The sequence below is a fragment of the Luedemannella flava genome (assembly GCF_039528515.1).
In the GTDB taxonomy this organism is placed as follows: domain Bacteria; phylum Actinomycetota; class Actinomycetes; order Mycobacteriales; family Micromonosporaceae; genus Luedemannella; species Luedemannella flava.
The window spans coordinates 14,735-32,452 of record NZ_BAAALT010000046.1 but is presented as its reverse complement, the minus strand read 5'-3'; the positions used below and the strand labels follow the sequence as shown (position 1 = coordinate 32,452).

Sequence of the window (17,718 nt, the reverse complement as noted above, 5' to 3'; positions counted from 1 at the left end):
AGCGCGCGACGCGCAGCGCCGCAAACCGGACAGTACGCGTTGCCCGGTCTCAGTTTTATGACAGACCTAAGGCGTTGTGCTGTGGCTTCGTGATTGCACAATGCGGAAGCGGTTGGTAACAAAGGCTCCGTCGGTCAGGCTGGCATTGGCCGCGGGGTTGGCGCCCGTTGCGTGGAAGTCCGAGAATGCGGCCGACTGGTTGACGAAGACGCCGCCCGTGAGGTTGATGGACAGGTGCACTCCGACATCCAGCGCGGCACGCGTGACCTCGTCGATCACCTTGTTATCTGTGCTGTACACCAATGATGTCAACGCGCCCTTGGCACTAGTGATGTCGCGCAGAATGGCGATGCTCCGCGCGGTGTCGACCGTCGGCACAATGAACGCGATCGGTCCGAACCATTCCGCGCCATAGGCGGCTTCCGCGTCCGCGTCGAGCAATACCACCAATGGCGTACGCGCGACGGCGTCCGCGAAGTTCGGATGATGTAGTACGCGCGAGTCGAGCAGCACCGTGCCCAGTGACCGGGCACTGTTCACCCGTTCGAGGACGGCGTCGTTGACGATGGCGCCCGTCAACTCCACCGCCCGCGCGTCGTCGGCGGTCAATGCCGCCACTGCGTCGGCCACACCCCGGGACACCTCTTCGAACGTCTTGTGGCCCGCGTCCGTGGCAATGCCCCCGGCCGGGACGAGGATCGTCTGCGGCGTGGTGCACATCTGTCCGCTGTAGAGGGTCAGCGAGAACGCCAGGTTGCGGCACATCCCCGCGAAGTCGTCGGTCGAGTCGACCAGCACCGTGTTGACGCCGGCCTTCTCGGTGAACACGGTCGCCTGCCGGGCGTGGGCCTCCAGCCAGTCGCCGTACTCCGTCGAACCGGTGTAGTCGACGAGGCGTACCCGGGGGTCTGTGGCCAGGACCGACGCGAGGCCCTCGCCCCGGTCCTCGGCCGTCAGCGCGACCAGGTCGGGGCTGTGACCCGCCTCGGCGAGCACCTCCCGGGCCACGGCGACGGTGATCGCCAGCGGCAGCACGGCGCCCGGGTGCGGCTTGACGATCACCGGGTTGCCGGTGGCCAGCGACGCGAACAGACCGGGCCACGAGTTCCACGTCGGGAACGTGTTGCAGCCGACGACCAGCGCCACCCCGCGCGGCACCACCTGGAACGTCTTGGTCATCCGCAGCGGGTCGCCCTTGCCGGCGGGCTTTGTCCAGTGCGCGTTCCGCGGCACGTCGGTCATCGCTCTGTAGGCGGCCGCGATCGCCTCCAGCGCCCGGTCCAGGGCGTGCGCGCCGCCCGCCTGGAACGCCATGACGAAGGCCTGGCCGGTGGTGAACTGCACCGCGTACGCCAGCTCGAAGACCCGCTGGTGCAGCCGGTCGAGGATCTCCAGGCAGACGCCGACGCGCTCGTCGGGGCCCGCGTCCCGCCAGGCCGGCAGTGCGTCCAGGGCCGCCCGCAACAGGGCCTGCGGGTCGGCGTGCGGGTAGCGGATGTTCAGCTCGACGCCGTAGGGGCTGCGTTCGGGGGCGACCCGACCGTTCGTGCCCGGCTGGTCGAGCGGGAAGTCCGCGTCCAGGTGGGCCCGGAAGGCTTTGTCGCCGTCGGCGGCGGCCGTCTCGCCGTACACGCGGGGGCTGGGCGACTCGGGGAACGCCGACCAGTAGTCGCGGGTCGCGAGGGCGGTCAGGGCCCCGTCGAGCCGTTCGCGGTGGCGGGCGGTCAGGTCGTTGATGGCGGGCGCCGTTGCCTGCGTCATCCCCACATCATGCACCTCCGCGCGACTCGTGGCGTGCCGGCCACCGTGGCACCCTTGGCGCATGGCTCCCCGCCACGCGGCGCGCGCCGCCCTCACGTGGGTCAACGGGACGAGCCTGGTCGCGCTCGGCATCTGCCTCGTGGCGCGTGTCCGGCCGCGTCGGGGTCCGGACGGCGTGCTGATCGCCAGCGGGTACCGGCTGCCCGTCCCGGCGCAGTCGTGCTTCACGGTCGGTTCGGTCATCTTCACGCGGCGGCCGGAGGGATTTCTCGTCGACCCCGAACGACGGGACCTGCTGGCCCACGAGACGCGCCACGTCACGCAGTACGCGGTGCTCGGCCCGCTGTTCTTCCCCGCGTACTGGCTGTCGTGCGGCTGGTCCTGGTGGCGCACCGGCGAGTACGGCGCCCGCAACCCCTTCGAACGCCACGCCGGCCTGGCCTCGGGCGGCTACCGCGACCTCCCCACCCTCGGCCGCATCCACACCCTGACCACCCGCCTCCGCCGCCAGCCGCCGGCCCGCGCTCCATAGTGCGGAAGTCGACTGTTGCCCCCGGCATGGGGCGGGTGGGGGAGAACGGTGAAGGCCCCGATCAGGGATCGGGGCCTTCACCGGAAGTTGGTCGGGAGGATCGCACGCGCCGAGGCCTACGCACCGGAACTACACGCCGCCGGTCAGCTCCAAACCGGAGTGTCGGTTGCGCGGCGGTGAACCTCCCGCGGAAAGCATCCTGCGCTCATCCACCAGTACCGTCAAGGGTTTCCAGCGTGTTGCTTAACCGCTGCATTCCGATTTAGTTACCGAGAGTTACGGTCTGGCGGTTGTGTTTTGCATTTTGCAAGCACCCCGCGTGGACGTGAACACTACTCATCGTGTGCGGCGGCTAAAAAATCACCCGATCAGTTGAGCCTCGCGAGCCGCTTTGAGGGATGGCCGGATCTGGTACGTCGGCCCTACGCGTCCCTCGATCGCGTCCAGCGTCTTGAGACCCTCGCCCGTGTTGAAGACGACCGTCTCGAGAGTCGGGTCGAGCTTGCCGCTCTTGACCAGCTTGCCGAGCACCGCCGTGGTCACGCCGCCGGCCGTCTCGGCGAAGATGCCGGTCGTGCGGGCGAGCTGGCGGATGCCCTCCCGGATCTCGTCGTCGTCGACGTACTCCATCCAGCCGTTCGTGCGGCGGACCGACTCCAGTGCGTACAGGCCGGCGGCGGGGTCGCCGATGTTGAGCGACTTGGCGATGCCGGTCGGCTTCACCGGGATGATGTCCGTGGCGCCGTTGTGCAGGGCGACCGCGATCGGGTTGCAGCCGGAGGACTGGGCGCCGAACACGCGCCAGCCGCCCTCGGGCGCCGTGGCCAGGCCGATCTCGACCAGCTCGGCGAACGCCTTGTCGACCTTGGTCAGCAGCTCGCCCGACGCCATCGGGATCACGACCTGCGCCGGGATGCGCCAGCCGAGCTGCTCGGCCACCTCGTAACCGAGCGTCTTGGAGCCCTCCGCGTAGAACGGGCGGAGGTTCACGTTGACGAACGCGGTCTTCTCGAACTCGTCGGTCTCGGTGAGCTCGGAGCACAGCCGGTTCACGTCGTCGTACGAGCCCTCGATGGCGACCACGTCGCCGCCGTAGACAGCGGTGGTGAGCACCTTGCCCGACTCAAGGTCGGACGGGATGAAGACCATCGACGGGACGCCCGCGCGGGCCGCGTGCGCCGCCACGGAGTTGGCCAGGTTGCCGGTCGAGGCGCAGGCGAAGCGGGTGAAGCCGAAACCCTTGGCGGCTGTGAGGGCCACCGACACCACGCGGTCCTTGAAGGAGTGGCTCGGGTTGGCCGAGTCGTCCTTGACCCACACCGTGCCGGTCATGCCGAGCTCGTCGGCGAGCGCGTCCGCACGTACCAACGGGGTCAGACCCGGGTCGAGGGTGACGCGCGCCGCGGCCTCCTGGCCGACGGGCAGCAGCGGCGCGTAGCGCCACATGTTGTTCGGGCCGGCCTCGATGTCCGTGCGGGTGACCCTGCCCAGCGCGTCGTTGTCGTAGGCGACCTCGAGCGGGCCGAAGCACTCGTAGCAGGCGTGCTGGGGACGCAGCGGCGTCTCGGTGCCGCAGTTGCGACAGACCAGACAGCGGGCGGCTGAGGATGTGGTCACGATGAAGGTCTCCTTCTCATCTTTCCCACGCCTTGCGTCATCGTGGGCCGGATTTGGCACCTGCCCGGGCACGCTTCGTCGCGCGCTTCGCGGGTGGTTGCCGGGGCTTCATCGGGCCGTTCCCTCTGCCCCTCTGGATGAGTTATTCAGTTGTCCGCGCCTCGATGGACGCGCGTCACGCCGATTCTACGGGGTGCTGCCCGTATTTACGACGTGCCTTCCGTCGCCTTCGGCAGCGGCTTGAGCGGCCCGCCCGGGTCCCCGGTGGGGACGGGGTCGAGGCAGGAGCGCTGGGCGGTCGCGGTCAACCAGGGCATATCGCCCACGACGGGGACGTCCAGCTCCTCCTCGCGCGACTCGCCGTCCACCTGCACGGTCGCGAAGATCTGCTCGTCGGTGGGCTCCGCCGAGGCGATGACTGTGCCGCACGTCACCGTGAACCGGCCGACGATGATCGCGGCCTGCCCGGGCGTGAGCGTCAGCTCGCCACCCTTCGGGACGTCCCCGTTCAGCTCGAAGCCGGCGTTCCCGTCGCCGGCCGCGACGAGGCCCACCGAGAGGGACTTCACGCCGGGCGGGGCGACGATGCGGGCCCTGCCCACCGTGACGGGCTTGGTGGCCGTGTTCGTGATGGTGACGCCCACGGTGACCGTGTTGTCCTCGCCGATGTCCGACCGGAAGCCGCCGGGCGTGTCCAGCGCCTGGGGCGGCAGCGTGGCCAGGCCGCTCGGCCGGGTGAACCACCACACCGCGCCGCCGGCCAGCGCCAGCACGACGAGCACCACGAGGATCCGCAGCGTCCACGCCACGGGTCGCTTCTCCTCCATGCGTCGCTTCATGCGCTGCGCACGGCGCTTGCCGATGTTGAGGTTCTCTTCCGGTGCCCAGGCGTCCACGAGTTGGCACGCTAGACCCCGCGCCCTCCGTTGGCCAGTCCGCCCCACCGGATAGCGTGGGTGTGTGCACGAGGCCGCGGCGCTCTGGTTCCGTGCCAGGACGTCGTCGGCGGCGGACTGGCCGGTCGACCGGCTCGTCGCGGCGAAGGGCGACACCACCGTGAGCGTGGTCCTGCCGGCGCTGGACGAGGAGCCCACCGTGGGCGTGATCGTCGCCGGCGTCCGCGAGCTGGCCGAGGCCACCGGCCTCGTCGATGAGATCATCGTGATCGATTCCGGCTCCGCCGACCGTACCGCCGAGGTGGCCGCCGCGGCGGGCGCCACCGTCCACCACCGCGACGACGTCCTGCCCGAGTGCGGCTCGTTCGCGGGCAAGGGCGAGGTGCTGTGGAAGGCGCTCGCCGTCACGACCGGCGACATCCTCGTCTACGTCGACGCCGATCTCACCGACTTCGGGGCGCACTACGTCACAGGGCTGCTCGGGCCGCTGCTCACGGACCACACGGTGGGCATGGTGAAGGCGTTCTACGACCGGCCGCTGCTCGACGTGTCGGCCGCCGGGGGCGGCCGGGTCACCGAGCTGCTGGCGCGGCCGTTGCTCAACGCGTTCCTGCCGTCGCTGGCCGGCGTCGTCCAACCCCTTGCCGGGGAGTACGCGGCGCGGCGCACCCTGCTGGAACGACTCCCCTTCGCGGCCGGGTACGGCGTGGAGACGGGCCTGCTCATCGACGCGGTGGAGCGCTTCGGCCTGGACACGGTCGCCCAGGTCGACCTGGGTCAGCGCACCCACGGCCACCAGGACACGGCCGCCCTGGGCCGGATGGCGGCCACGATCCTCCACACGGTCGCCCGCCGCGTCGCCCCCGACCGGCGCCCATGGTCGACTCTGACGCAGTTCACCCGCGTGGCCGGCGAGGTCGTCCCAGTCTCGACCGACGTAGACCTTCCCGACCGCCCGCCGATGCTGACGATCCCCGCCTACGCCGCCACCCGCCCCACCCACGCCTGACCGACCCGATCTTGGGACGAAATGGCTGCCCTGGCGGCCGTTTCGTCCCAAGATCTACGCGCACGGCATGCGGGCGATCCGCATCAGGCCCGCTGGCGCCGGCACGCCGACGCCGGGGGCATCCGCGCAAGCCGCGCCCACGACTCGCCGCATGCGGCCGCCAGATGTGGATATGTGCGGTCGTGTGTATCCGCGATCCACCACATGTGCGCAGTTGGCGAGCGCGGCGTACACGCCGGGCAGGACGCAGCAGGCCGTGCCGACCCCGAGGTATGGACAGTTACGGGCGGCATCGGGGGTGGGAGTTATGCGCGTAAGTGGCCAAACGTTGGTCCGGGTCAGCTGGTGACGTCCTTGCGGGTGAAGCGGAAGAAGGCAACGGCGAACAGGGTCGTGGCCATCAGGAGGGACGTGATCGTGCCGCGGACCAGTTCGTCCGTCTGGACGGGGGTGCCCAGGAAGCCGAGCCAGGCGTTCGCGTAGTGGGTCGGGAGGAGGTTGCGCAGCGCGCCGAGGGCGGTGATCTGGTCGAGGATGCTGGAGAGGATCTGCAGGAGGACCGCACCGCCGACGGCGCCGAGCGGCGCGTCCGTCAACACGGACAGCAGGAACGCCAGGGACGCGACGATCAGCAGCATGATCGAGATGTAGCCGACGGCGCCGATCAGGCGCAGCAGGCCCGCGCCCGGGGACAGTTCGTCGGCGATCGTGGAGCGCAGCGGGTGCCAGCCGTAGCGCAACGTGCCGGCCGCCAGTGCCGTGCCGACGAGCAGCAGGATCGCGAGGCCCGAGTAGAGCAGCGCGACGATCAGCTTCACGCCGAGCAGGCGGCCGCGCGGCACCGGGATCGCCAGCAGGTAGCGCAGGCTGCCCCAGCTCGCCTCCGACGCCACCGTGTCGCCGTGGAACAGCGCCACGACCACCACCAGCAGGAACGACATCGAGACCAGCAGGACGAACAGGGAGAAGTTCAGCCCGCCGGACGTGGCGAGGCCGACCAGGCTGCCGAACGCGCCCGGCCCGTTGTCGTCGTCGCCGTCCCCGCCCAGTTCGAACGCGCCCAGGATGATCAGTGGCAGCGCGACCATGAAGCCGAGCGCGAACCTGGTCCGCGGCCGGCTCGCCTGGCGCCGCAGCTCGGTGCCGACGCTGAAGGTGTTCATCGCTCCCCACTCGCTCGGGTGTTGCCGCCAACCAGGCTCAGGAACGCGTCCTCCAGCCGCCGGCGCGGGACCACGCGGTCCACGCCGACGCCCGCGTCGACGAGCGCGCTCACCACGTCGGCGCGCGGCGTCCCGTCGAGGTCCACGACGAGGCCGGAGCGCCCGTCGCGGGTGACCGACCGGACCGCCTCGATGTCTGCCAGCACCCGCTCGGCCGTAGGCACGTCGGAGACGTCGAACTGGGCCACGGGGGAGTCGCCGACGATGTCGGCCACCTCGCCGCTCGCCACGATCTCGCCCTTGTGCATGACCACGACGTGGGTGCAGGTCTGCTCCACCTCGGCGAGCAGGTGCGACGAGACGAGCACGGCCCGGCCGTCGCGCGCGTAGTCGCGCAGCACCTTGCGCATCTCCGCGATCTGGGGCGGATCCAGCCCGTCCGTCGGCTCGTCGAGGACCAGCAGTTCGGGCAGACCCAGCATGGCCTGCGCGATGGCCAGCCGCTGCTTCATGCCATGGGAGTACGTCCGGACCTTGCGTTGGACGGCGTCGCCGAGGCCGGCGATCTCCAACGCCTCGTCGAGGTGCGCGTCGGCGTCGGGGCGGCCGGTGGAGCGCCAGTACAGGCGGAGGTTCTCGATGCCGGACAGGTGCGGCAGGAAGCCGGGGCCCTCGACGAGCGCGCCCAGGCGGCTCAGGACGGGGGCGCCCGGGGTGAGCTTGTGACCGAAGATCAGCACCTCGCCCTTCGTCGGGCGGGTCAGCCCCATGAGGACGCGCAGCGACGTGGTCTTGCCGGCGCCGTTCGGGCCGAGCAGGCCGACGACCTGGCTGCGTTCGACCGTGAAGTCCACCTGGGCGACGGCCACGAAGCCGTCGGCGTACTCCTTGCGCAGGCCGCGCACGACGAGCGGCGTCTGCTCGTACTCGGGGATGACTTTGATCTCGGCGGTGTGGCGCCGGCGGCGCGCGACGTAGAGCACCACCGCGAGCCCGACCGCGAGCGTCGCGACCAGGGCGACCAGGACCCAGCGCCACAGCGTCTCGGCGGTCGCGATGGGGGTGCCCGCGGCCAGCGGCAACGAGATCGTGGCGCGGTCGTCGGCGCCGACGCCGACGGTGTAGACGGTCGGGTCGTTGGGGGTGGCGAAGCCCTGGTCGGTCGTCGCGATCGTGATCATGAGGCGGTGGCCGGCCTCGAACCGGGCCGCGATCGCCGGCAGGGTCACGGTGACCGGCGTGGCCCTGGCGATGTCGGTCGGCAGGCCGGTGAGCCGGACGGGCGCGACGAGGCCGAACGGCAGGCTGGCGCCCGACGACGGGTCGACGTCGTACAGCTTGACGAACAGCACCGCCGTGCCCGTCGGGGAGGCCGCGCGGACCGTGACCGTGGGCGTGCCGAGCACGTCGAGCGTGCTGGTCAGCGGGGGCGAGAGGAAGTCGGCGTGCTGGCCGGGGACCTCCAGGGAGACGCCGCTGATCAGGCTGGACAGGCTGCTCGCGCCGGGGATCGTGGACATCGCCGCGGGCGTGCCGCCGGGCGGGTTGAAGATCTGCCGCGGGAGGCCCGCCACGTCGACGGTCGTGCTGCCGGTGCCGGCCAGGCCCGGGTACTGCTCCAGGGAGAACGCCGACGTCGTGGGCCGGCGGTTGGAACTGCTGGTGTTGAAGCCCGTGATGCGGGAGTAGGTGAACTGCGAGGCCGGCACGTCGCCCTTGCCGCGCAGGTGGTGGTCGAGCCACGTGACGGTCAGGTAGCGGCCCCGGTCGGAGTCGGCCTGCGGGCCGGCGCCGCCGTCGTGGCCGCCGGTGAACCAGTCGACGTGCACGGGCGTGCCGTTCGCGGCGATCCCGCGCGCGTTGGCGTCCGCCTCGGTCAGCGGGAACAGCGAGTCCGCCTGGCCCTGGATGAGCATCGTCGGTGCCTTGATCTTGTCGAGGATCGAGGCGGGGCTCGACCGGCGCAGCAGCGCCAGGTCGGCGTCGGTGGCCGTGCCGGTGGCGGCGATGCGCAGGTACGTGTCGCAGACGTCGCGGGCGAAGTTGCCGCAGTCGGGGCTGGCGCCGAGGCTGCCCTCGCGCGGCGGGTCCTCGTCGTCGCCGCTGATGCCCGCCAGGGCGCCGGCCAGGCCGCCTCCGCCGGAACCACGTCCCGAGCTGTTGCCGCTGGAGAAGAAGACGCCCGCCCACTGCTTCTTGAACACGCCGGCGCTCTGCGGCTTGCCGGTGGCCTCCGGGAGGAACGCCTTCGACAGGTCGTTCCAGGTGATCATCGGGACGATCGCGTCGACGCGCGGGTCGTGGCCGGCGAGCAGCAGGGCGAGCGCCCCGCCGTACGACCCGCCGACGACGCCGACCCTGGGGTCGCCGCCGGGGTCCTTGGCGACCTCGGGCCGGGCGGCCAGCCAGTCGATCAGCGACCTCGCGTCGCGGACCTCGTAGTCCGGGCTGTTCAGGTGGATCTGGCCGGTGCTGCCCGGGAAGCCCTCGGCCGTCCAGGTCAGCACGGCGTACCCGGCGTTCGCCAGGTCCTCGGCCTCCGTGGCGACGCTGCGCTTCGTGCCGCCGAACCCGTGCGCGAGCAGCACCGCCGGCACCGGGTGCGCGGCGTCGGCGTCGTCGGGCACGTAGAACGTGGTGTCCAGGGTGACCTTCTCGGCCCCGGCGGGCCCGGTCATCACGTCGAGCCGCGCGGCGTGCGCCGTGTAGTTCTTCGGCGCCGGCCAGGCCGCCCAGGTGATCAACCCGCCGAGGCCCGCGAGCAGCGCTAGGCCGGCGATGACCCGCCGGCGGGTGAATTTGACCGAGGGCAGCCCGACACGCATGGGCACCACGCTACGACGTCGTCGGTCAGGGTCGCCTCGGTGGTTTCCCCCGATCAGGATTTTGTGACCTTCAGCGGGTGTTGCGGGACCGCTGTCGGGTGGCGCGGAGCCGGCGCAGGCGTTTGACCAGGGTCGGGTCGTGGCTGAGGGCGGCCGGGTTGTCGAGCAGCGCGTTGAGCGACTGGTAGTAGCGCGTCGGCGAGATGCCGAACAGATCCCGGATGGCCTGCTCCTTGGCGCCCGCGTGGCGCCACCACTGTCGCTCGAAGGTGAGGATCTCGCGTTGCTGATCGGTCAGGGCCGGCGGCGCGGCGGGGTCGGCCTCAGCGGGGGCGGACTCCATATCGGTCGGCCAGTCGAGCTCGTCTGCGTCGGTGCGTTGGATTCCGACCCGGGGAAGGTGATCGATGTCCAGACCGGTGTGTGCGTCTGCGGCATCCATAAGGGAAGAGGCTAGTTCACACCCCCGACAGAACGGGAGCCCCTGCGCGAAGTACGCCCGTGACCTGCAGTTCCTCGTCCATCAACACGAGGTCCGCGCGGCGGCCGGGGGCGATGAGGCCGATGTCGTCGGTCAGCCCGAGCACCCCGGCCGGCGTCGTGGCCGCCATGACGGCCGCGTCGACGATCGACACTCCACTGTGCACCGTGTGCCGGAATGCGGCGTCCATGGTCAGGGTGCTGCCGGCGATGGCGTCATTGGTCGCGAGCCGCGCGACGCCGCCCGCCACGCGAACGGAGAGTCCGCCCAGCTCATACGCGCCGTCGGGCATGCCCGCCGCGGCCATCGCGTCCGTGATCAGAGCGACCCGGGCGGCGCCGGCCATCTGGGCCGCGAAGCCCAGCATCCCGTCGTGCAGGTGGATCCCGTCCGGGACCTGCTCGCACACGACCCCGGCGGCGCGCAGCAGCGCCACGATCGGCCCCGGCTCCCGGTGGTGGATCGGGCGCATGCCGTTGCAGACGTGCGTGCCCACGCTGGCGCCCGCGCCGACGGCGGCGAGCGTCTGCTCATAGGTGGCGTCCGTGTGGCCGACGGCGGCGACCACGCCCCGCTCGACCAGCAGCCGGATCGCGTCGAGGGCGCGCGGAAGCTCCGGGGCGATCGTGACCATGCGGACGCCGCCCAGGTCGAGCAGCGCCGACAGCTCGTCCAGGTCGGGATCGCGCAGGTGGGCGGGGTTCTGCGCGCCGCACCGGGCGGCCGACAGGTACGGCCCCTCGTAGTGGATGCCGGCCAGCGCGCCCGACGCGATCAGCGGGGCGAACGCGACCGTCGCGTCGCGCAGCACGTGCGTCGGCGCCGTGACCAGGCTGGCCAGCATGGTCGTCGTGCCGTGCGCCAGGTGGAACGCGATGGCCCGCGCCGCCTCGTCCGGGTCGCCGGTGGTGAAGCTGGCCCCGCCGCCGCCGTGCACGTGGATGTCGACGAACCCGGGCAGCACCCAGGCCGCCGAGATGTCGGCGCCCGGGGCGCCCGGTTCGGGCAGCCGGCCCGACGGATCGTTCTCCACGACCTCCACGATGCGGCCGTCGGCGATCTCGACCGTGCCGTCGCTGACGATGCCGGTCGGGGTCACGACGCTGCCGCGTACCTTCATGGCTGCGCTCCGTCCGTGGTGATCAGATCGAGGGCGAGCAGCGCCGCGCCGAGGCACCCGGCCTCGTCGCCGAGCCCCGCCCGGGTGAGCGTGGGCAGCTCGTGGAAGGTGCGGCGCTCCTGCAGCGCGATGCGCAGCGGGTCGAGCAGGGCGTCGCCGGCCTCGGCCAGCCCGCCACCCAGCACGATCACCTCCGGATCGTAGAGCGCGATGCCGGTGAGCAGGCCGTCGGCGAGCACGTCGACGGCGGTGTGCCACACCTGGCGGGCCAGCGGCTCGCCGGCCGCCACCCGGGCCGCCACGTCGGCGGCGCTGACGTCCGCGTGCCCGTTGGCGCTCACGGCCGCCTCCCGGTAGGCGCGGGCGACGCTGGCCGCCGAGGCGTACGCCTCGACGCAGCCGCGCGCGCCGCAGCCGCAGGGCAGCGCGTCCGGGCCGCTGCGGACCCGGATGTGGCCGATCTCGCCGGCCGCCCCGTGCGCGCCCGGGTCGATGTGCCCGTTGAGGGCGAAGCCGCTGGCGATGCCGGTGCCGATCGCGACGAACAGCATCCGCCGGGTGCCGAGGCCGGCACCGAGGCGCGCCTCGGCCAGCGCCCCGGCCCGCACGTCGTGCCCCAGCGCGGCCGGCAGGCCCAGCCGCCGCGACACGAGATCTCTCAGGGGTACGTTGCGGAAGCCCAGGTTCGCCGACCACCGGGCGATCCCGGCCGCCTCGTCGACGGTGGCCGGCACGACCACGCCGGCCGCGACCGGTCGCCGGCCGTCGGCGTTCGCCGCGTCGGCCAGCTCGGCGGCCGCGTCGAGGATGGTCTCGACCACGGCGTCGGGCCCGCGCTCGCGGCCCGTCGCGAAGCGGCGGGTCAGCACCACCCGGCCGGCCATGTCCACGAGCGCGCACTTGATCCCGGTGCCGCCGACGTCCACGGCGACGGCCACATCTTTGCTGGTTGTCTGGGTCATCGGGGGCACCTGATCCGGCTGTCAAGGGGGGCGGACACGGAGGGTTTTCGCGCAAAAGCTTGATCGAAGCAAGCCCTACCGCGCATTATTGTGCATTCGGCGACGAGGAGGTCAGTGTGGACCGGTACGCGCGGTGGAACGCGCTGCTCGAACTGCTCACCGAGACCGGAAGAATCACGGTCGAGGACGCGGCCGAGCGCCTCGACGTCTCCCAAGCGACCATCCGCCGCGACTTCGATCAGCTCGCCCAGCAGCAGATGATCACCCGGACCCGGGGCGGCGCCGTCGTGAACGGGGTCTCCTACGACCTGCCGCTGCGCTACAAGTCCGCCAAGCACGTGCCCGAGAAGCAGCGCATCGGCGCGGCCGCCGCGGCGCTCGTGCAGCCGGCGCAGGTCGTCGGCCTCACCGGCGGCACCACGACCACCGAGGTGGCCCGGGCGCTGGCCAGCCGGGGCGACCTCGCGACCGCCGGCCCGGACGGCGCCCAGCTCACCGTCGTGACGAACGCGCTCAACATCGCCAACGAGCTGCTCGTCCGGTCCCGCATGAAGATCGTCGTGACGGGCGGGGTGGTCCGCCCCCAGTCGTACGAGCTGGTCGGGCCGCTGGCCACCGGCATCCTGCGCGAGCTGACCCTCGACGTCGCGTTCCTGGGCGTCGACGCGGTCGACCCGGCCCTGGGCGCCGCCTCGCACCACGAGGGCGAGGCCGCCATGAACAGCCTGCTCGCCTCGCGGGCCCGCCGCGTCGTGGTGATCGCCGACGCGTCCAAGCTGGGCCAGCACGCCTTCGCCCGGGTCTGCCCGATCGAGCGGGTGGAGAGCCTGGTCACCGACACGGACGCCACGGACGAGCAGGTGCGCGGGTTCGAGGCGGCGGGCGTCCATGTGATCAGGGTCTGACGTCCGACCCGACAAGCTCAGGTCGCGCCGGCTCGGTCAGCCCCGGCCACGACACCCGCATCAGCACGCGGTCGATCAGCACGCCGAGGAACAGGCCGGCGACCATGTCGGTCAGCCAGTGCCAGCCGAGGTAGGTGGCCGTGAAGCCCACGATGATCGGCGGGGCGATGCGCAGGGCGCGGTGCCAGGCCGGGCGGGCCGCGAACCAGCCGGCCAGGAGCAGGGCGATCACGCCGTACCAGACGATGGTGTTGACCGCGTGCCCCGAGGGGTAGGACAGGCCGAACCCCGGCTGGCTGAACAGCCGCACCTCGACGTCGTCAGGCAGCACCGAGTGCGGCGCGGCCCGGTGGAAGTACTGCTTGAGCGGCATGATCACGAATCCGATGGCGAGGAACGCGGCCACCACGGGCGCGACCGGCCACAGCGTGCGCCGCCGCCGGGCCACGGTCAGCGCGATGATCAGCGTGATCACGGCCAGCGGGCCACCGTTGCCGAGCCGGTTGACCCACTGCAGCACGGTGTCGAACACCGCCGGGCGGTGCGCGTCCGCGAAGTCCCGCACCCAAAGATCAAGATTGAGTACGGCCGGGAGCGCCAGTAGCGCGGTCGTCGCCGCGAAGCCGGCGACCATGAGGACGTCGACCCACCAGCCGGCCGCCCGTCCCCGTGTCGTCACGCCAACACGCTACCCGGCGTCTGGCCACCGGCGCTGTCGTCGCCGCCACTCATCGGCGGCGACGCGTCCGTGAGGATGTTGCCCAGGCCCGCCCGGGTCGTGATCACCAGCAGCCGGTCGCCGGGGTCCAGGCGATGGTGGTCCGGCGGCGTCCAGACCGTCTCCGGCGCCCCGATCGTCGCGCCGCCCGGGGTGAGCGCGAGGACGCGTACCTCCTGGTGTTGTTTGACCTGGCCCACGGCCTGGCCGGCCAGGCGGGCCTGCGCCGCCACGGGCACCTCGGCGACGAGCAGCACCCGCCGCTCCACCGGGATCGTCCCGACCACCTCGCGCTCCAGCAGCGCGGCCGCGAAGGCGGGCGCCGCCACGTAGGAGACGCTGCGGGACACGATGCTGCCGTACGCGTTCTGCACCAGCTCCGCGAAGTCGCCGTCGAACAGGCGCAGGACGGTGCGGATGCCGGGGTTGGCGCGGCGGGCGTGCAGGGCCGCCTCCAGGTTGATGACGTCGTCCGTGGACAGCGCCACGACCGCCCGGGCCGCGCCGAGGTTCGCCTGGCGCAGCGTCGACTCGCGGCTCGCGTCCCCGATGATCAACGGGATGTTCAGTTCCTGGGCGATCGCCACGCCGCGCGCGTCCTCGTGCTTGTCGATCGCGACGACCTGCAGGCCGAGGTCGTGCAGCTGCTGGATGACCCGGGTGCCCACGTTGCCGAGGCCGATCACCACCACGTGGCGGGAGTAGCTCAGCGTGGCCAGCGCGTCCCACGGGGTCGTCACGACCGTCTCCACGACGGCGGCGGTGACGGTCGGGATCAGCGCCACCCCGGCGACCACGACGACGAGCTGGGCGATCTGCAGGTACAGCGGCTGGTTGAAGTCCGGGTCGTTACCGCCGCCCAGCGCCATCAGGATCGTCGTGTCGACGACCCGCCACAGGCTCAGGTCGTCCTTGAGCGCGTGCAGGGCGCTGCCCACGAGCAGCAGCCCCAGCAGGACCAGGGAGAGCCGCCACAGCCGCCGGGCGGCCAGCACCTTGAGCATCGCGACGGCGGACAGCGGGCTGCGCACGATGCGGCCGGCGCGGCGGCGCCACCGGCGCTGCATCATCGGGTCGGCCGCCCCGGCCGGGGTCGCCGCCGTGGCCAGGACGATGTTCGCCTTCGCGTCGTCGTCGGGCAGCAGGACCGGCTCGTCCCCGCCGGTGGTCGCCAGGCCGCAGACGACCTGGCCCGGCTGCACGTCGGATCTGCGGGCCACGAACAGCGTGCGGCCCGGCAGCCGGATGTGGGTGGGCGTGACCTCGCCCAGGGTGGCCGCCACGAACGCGGGCGCCGCGATCGCCGCGTCGGACAGCACCATGCAGTCGCTGAACATGGCCCGTACGCCGCGGCCGAGGTGCATGTTGAACATGCGGATGACGAGGCGGACGCGCGGGTTCAGGTCCTGCGCCAGCAGCGCCGCGTGGATGTTGCCGACGTCGTCCTGATACATGATCGCGAGCGCGTCGGCGGTGGTCACGCCGGCCGCCGTGAGGGTCGCCGCGTCGACGGCGTCCGCCTCGATCACCTCGATGCCCTCGATGGCGGAGATGCGGGGGCCGTGGTTGCGGTGCCGGTCTTTGATGATCGCGGTGACCCGCACGGGATATCTCTTGACCAGCTCGTCGATCAGCCGGTGGGCGAGGGGATCGTCGCCGCAGACGATGACGTGGCGGCTGGTCGCGTCCGCCAGCTGCTCCTCCTCGGCCCGGCGCAGCACCCGCCACTGCTGCGACCAGCTCCGTCCCCGCTTGCGGATGGCACTCAGAAAAGCCGGATCCTCGTCGGGGTCGCGCTGCGGGGGTTCGCCTGCCACGCGGCGATCCTAGTAACTCCGCGCCTCCCCGGGCAGTGCTCCACGTTGGCGGGCGTCCCGCCCTGCGAGGTGTGACGGGATCTTGCTGGGCCGCGGGCCGCGAGATGGCCACGGGCTGCCAGATGTGCACAGGTGGCGGGGGCGGGATGCGGCGGTGTCGCCAGATGTGCACACGTGGCGAGGTGGTTGCGGGGGTGGACCGCCAGATGTGCACAGGTGGCGGGGCGTGGGCCGTTGGAAGCCGCCACATGTGAGCTTCTGGCGACCTGGCCGCATCCCGCCCTCACCAGGTGCTCACTTTTGGTGGGTCGGACGGGTCGTGCTCCCGCCAAGTGCGCACTTTTGGCGGGTCTGGGGCGTCGTGCTCCCGCCAAGAGCGCACTTTTGGCGGGCTCCGCCGCCGTGCGGCTCGCCGGATGGGCACTTGTGGCGCGGGGTGGACCGGTGCCTGTCGGGGCGGAAATGCGTTCGGGCGGCTCCCCGCGAGGGGGAGCCGCCCGAACGGCGGGTTAGCGCGGTGCGTCAGGCGAGGCGGGCGCCGGTCACCGCGTGGAACGCGTGGTGCGAACCGGGACGCGGGCGGACGAACACGGTCTCGCCGATGCGCGGCGGGGTGTAGCGGCCGTCGGTGCGGACCACGAAGGTCTCGTTGCCGCCGTTGATCGCCGCGTGGCCGTGCACGTAAGCGTCGGAGCCCAGCTCCTCGACCAGCTCGACGACGATCGGCATGCCGCCGTCGGTCGGGGCGACCACCTCGGTGTGCTCGGGGCGGAAGCCGACCGTGATGCGGTTGCCGCCACCGTCGGCGCGGGCCCACGCGACCTGCTCACGGGTGAGCGGGAGCAGCAGGCCACCGAGGTCGGCGCCCTGGTCGGTCAGCGGGACGGTGCGGATGTTCATGGCCGGGGAGCCGATGAAGCCGGCGACGAACGCGTTGATCGGGCGCTCGTAGAGCTCGCGGGGGGAGTCGACCTGCTGCAGCTCACCGTCGAGGAGCACCGCCACGCGGTCGCCCATCGTCATGGCCTCGACCTGGTCGTGGGTGACGTAGACGGTGGTGGTGCCGAGGCGCTGCTGGAGGGCGGCGATCTGCGCACGGGTCTGGACGCGGAGCTTGGCGTCGAGGTTCGACAGCGGCTCGTCCATGAGGAAGACCTGGGGCTCACGCACGATGGCGCGGCCCATGGCGACGCGCTGACGCTGACCACCGGAGAGGGCCTTCGGCTTGCGGTCGAGGAGCTTCTCGTCCATGTCGAGCAGGCGGGCGGCCTCGCGGACGCGGCGCTCGATCTCGGCCTTGGGGGTCTTGCGGAGCTTGAGGGCGAACGCCATGTTCTCGCGCACGGTCATGTGCGGGTACAGCGCGTAGTTCTGGAAGACCATCGCGATGTCGCGCGACTTCGGCGGAACGTTGGTGACGTCCGTCTGGTCGATGTAGATCGCGCCCTGGTCGATCTCCTCGAGACCGGCGAGCATGCGCAGGCTCGTGGACTTGCCGCAGCCGGACGGGCCGACCAGGACGAGGAACTCGCCGTCCGCGATCTGCAGATCGAGCTGGTTGACGGCGGGGCGGGTGGTGCCCGGGTAGATCCGGGACGCCTTCGCGTAGGTAACGGAGGCCATGAGGGGATGCTTTCCTTTCACCGGCAGGAACGTGCCGGACGATCCGAGTGAAGGCGCCGTTACGTAACGGCAATTTGCACTGGATGCCACCGTAGACGGCGCCGGCGTTATTGCCAACCCCCGAGCTGGCGGCCCCTGTTCCCTGTGTGAGGGACATGACCTCGGCGGCCAGTGATGCCTCGATAGACAATAGTCGATAGAGAGCCGGTGGTCAGGTTCGAACTGACGACCTACCGCTTACAAGGCGGTTGCGCTACCACTGCGCCACACCGGCGGATCCCGTTGAGCG

Annotated in this window: 14 protein-coding genes, 1 tRNA gene and 1 riboswitch; of the genes, 3 read left to right on the top strand and 12 right to left on the bottom strand. The window is 71.7% G+C overall.

All coding sequences use genetic code 11. From position 1 onward, the window contains the following. Window positions 1–66: 66 nt before the first annotated feature. Complete coding sequence (gene paaN / locus ABD211_RS09370) at window positions 67–1,761, bottom strand: phenylacetic acid degradation protein PaaN (protein WP_344128397.1); 1,695 nt, start codon at window positions 1,759–1,761, stop codon at window positions 67–69. Between the two features lie 61 nt (window positions 1,762–1,822). Here paaN and ABD211_RS09365 point away from each other — a divergent pair, with 61 nt between their 5' ends. Further along, entirely contained in the window at window positions 1,823–2,293 is a 471-nt protein-coding gene (locus ABD211_RS09365; RefSeq protein WP_344128395.1) for a hypothetical protein, read from the top strand. Between the two features lie 360 nt (window positions 2,294–2,653). Here the strand turns inward: ABD211_RS09365 and thrC are convergent, their stop codons facing one another. Continuing rightward, window positions 2,654–3,913, bottom strand: a complete 1,260-nt coding sequence (thrC, locus tag ABD211_RS09360; protein ID WP_344128433.1) for a threonine synthase — start codon at window positions 3,911–3,913, stop codon at window positions 2,654–2,656. Between the two features lie 10 nt (window positions 3,914–3,923). After that, a riboswitch (SAM riboswitch) is annotated at window positions 3,924–4,054 on the bottom strand. A 62-nt stretch (window positions 4,055–4,116) separates the two neighbouring features. Then, window positions 4,117–4,806 (bottom strand): hypothetical protein, encoded by a 690-nt coding sequence (locus ABD211_RS09355; protein WP_344128393.1) that lies wholly within the window; start codon window positions 4,804–4,806, stop codon window positions 4,117–4,119. 64 nt (window positions 4,807–4,870) lie between these two features. Between ABD211_RS09355 and ABD211_RS09350 the strand changes: the two genes are divergently transcribed. After that, complete coding sequence (locus ABD211_RS09350) at window positions 4,871–5,815, top strand: glucosyl-3-phosphoglycerate synthase (protein ID WP_344128392.1); 945 nt, start codon at window positions 4,871–4,873, stop codon at window positions 5,813–5,815. Between the two features lie 338 nt (window positions 5,816–6,153). Here ABD211_RS09350 and ABD211_RS09345 read toward each other — a convergent pair whose 3' ends face one another. The 5 genes from ABD211_RS09345 to ABD211_RS09325 form a co-directional block, all read right to left on the bottom strand. Next, window positions 6,154–6,978, bottom strand: a complete 825-nt coding sequence (locus tag ABD211_RS09345; protein WP_344128391.1) for an ABC transporter permease — start codon at window positions 6,976–6,978, stop codon at window positions 6,154–6,156. Next, window positions 6,975–9,803: an alpha/beta fold hydrolase gene (locus ABD211_RS09340; RefSeq protein ID WP_344128389.1), complete on the bottom strand. Its 2,829-nt coding sequence runs from the start codon at window positions 9,801–9,803 to the stop codon at window positions 6,975–6,977. Before ABD211_RS09340 ends, ABD211_RS09345 begins: the two co-directional genes overlap by 4 nt. Before the next feature lie 70 nt (window positions 9,804–9,873). Then, entirely contained in the window at window positions 9,874–10,245 is a 372-nt protein-coding gene (locus tag ABD211_RS09335; RefSeq protein ID WP_344128387.1) for a DUF3263 domain-containing protein, read from the bottom strand. A 16-nt stretch (window positions 10,246–10,261) separates the two neighbouring features. Further along, window positions 10,262–11,404 carry an N-acetylglucosamine-6-phosphate deacetylase gene (gene nagA / locus ABD211_RS09330; protein WP_344128385.1) on the bottom strand — a complete coding sequence of 381 codons (1,143 nt, stop codon included), beginning with the start codon at window positions 11,402–11,404 and terminating at the stop codon, window positions 10,262–10,264. Further along, window positions 11,401–12,366, bottom strand: a complete 966-nt coding sequence (locus tag ABD211_RS09325) for an ROK family protein (protein WP_344128383.1) — start codon at window positions 12,364–12,366, stop codon at window positions 11,401–11,403. The genes nagA and ABD211_RS09325 overlap by 4 nt, the downstream gene beginning before the upstream one ends. A 116-nt stretch (window positions 12,367–12,482) precedes the next feature. Here ABD211_RS09325 and ABD211_RS09320 point away from each other — a divergent pair, with 116 nt between their 5' ends. Further along, entirely contained in the window at window positions 12,483–13,271 is a 789-nt protein-coding gene (locus tag ABD211_RS09320) for a DeoR/GlpR family DNA-binding transcription regulator (RefSeq protein WP_344128381.1), read from the top strand. Here ABD211_RS09320 and ABD211_RS09315 read toward each other — a convergent pair. From ABD211_RS09315 to ABD211_RS09300, 4 genes are all read right to left on the bottom strand, one after another. Then, window positions 13,261–13,950: a phosphatase PAP2 family protein gene (locus tag ABD211_RS09315; protein ID WP_344128379.1), complete on the bottom strand. Its 690-nt coding sequence runs from the start codon at window positions 13,948–13,950 to the stop codon at window positions 13,261–13,263. The genes ABD211_RS09320 and ABD211_RS09315 overlap by 11 nt on opposite strands. Further along, window positions 13,947–15,806 (bottom strand): NAD-binding protein, encoded by a 1,860-nt coding sequence (locus ABD211_RS09310; RefSeq protein WP_344128377.1) that lies wholly within the window; start codon window positions 15,804–15,806, stop codon window positions 13,947–13,949. Before ABD211_RS09310 ends, ABD211_RS09315 begins: the two co-directional genes overlap by 4 nt. 522 nt (window positions 15,807–16,328) lie before the next feature. Further along, entirely contained in the window at window positions 16,329–17,429 is a 1,101-nt protein-coding gene (locus ABD211_RS09305; protein WP_344128375.1) for an ABC transporter ATP-binding protein, read from the bottom strand. 202 nt (window positions 17,430–17,631) lie between these two features. Then, window positions 17,632–17,703: transfer RNA gene (locus tag ABD211_RS09300), tRNA-Thr, on the bottom strand. Window positions 17,704–17,718: the final 15 nt, after the last annotated feature.

Bases quoted from the DNA above. Each gene is read 5' to 3' on its own strand.
- ABD211_RS09335 (WP_344128387.1), bottom strand. From the start codon at position 10,245: ATGGATGCCGCAGACGCACACACCGGTCTGGACATCGATCACCTTCCC.
- ABD211_RS09325 (WP_344128383.1), bottom strand. From the start codon at position 12,366: ATGACCCAGACAACCAGCAAAGATGTGGCCGTCGCCGTGGACGTCGGC.
- paaN (WP_344128397.1), bottom strand. From the start codon at position 1,761: ATGACGCAGGCAACGGCGCCCGCCATCAACGACCTGACCGCCCGCCAC.
- ABD211_RS09340 (WP_344128389.1), bottom strand. From the start codon at position 9,803: ATGCGTGTCGGGCTGCCCTCGGTCAAATTCACCCGCCGGCGGGTCATC.
- ABD211_RS09305 (WP_344128375.1), bottom strand. From the start codon at position 17,429: ATGGCCTCCGTTACCTACGCGAAGGCGTCCCGGATCTACCCGGGCACC.
- nagA (WP_344128385.1), bottom strand. From the start codon at position 11,404: ATGAAGGTACGCGGCAGCGTCGTGACCCCGACCGGCATCGTCAGCGAC.
- ABD211_RS09345 (WP_344128391.1), bottom strand. From the start codon at position 6,978: ATGAACACCTTCAGCGTCGGCACCGAGCTGCGGCGCCAGGCGAGCCGG.
- ABD211_RS09365 (WP_344128395.1), top strand. From the start codon at position 1,823: ATGGCTCCCCGCCACGCGGCGCGCGCCGCCCTCACGTGGGTCAACGGG.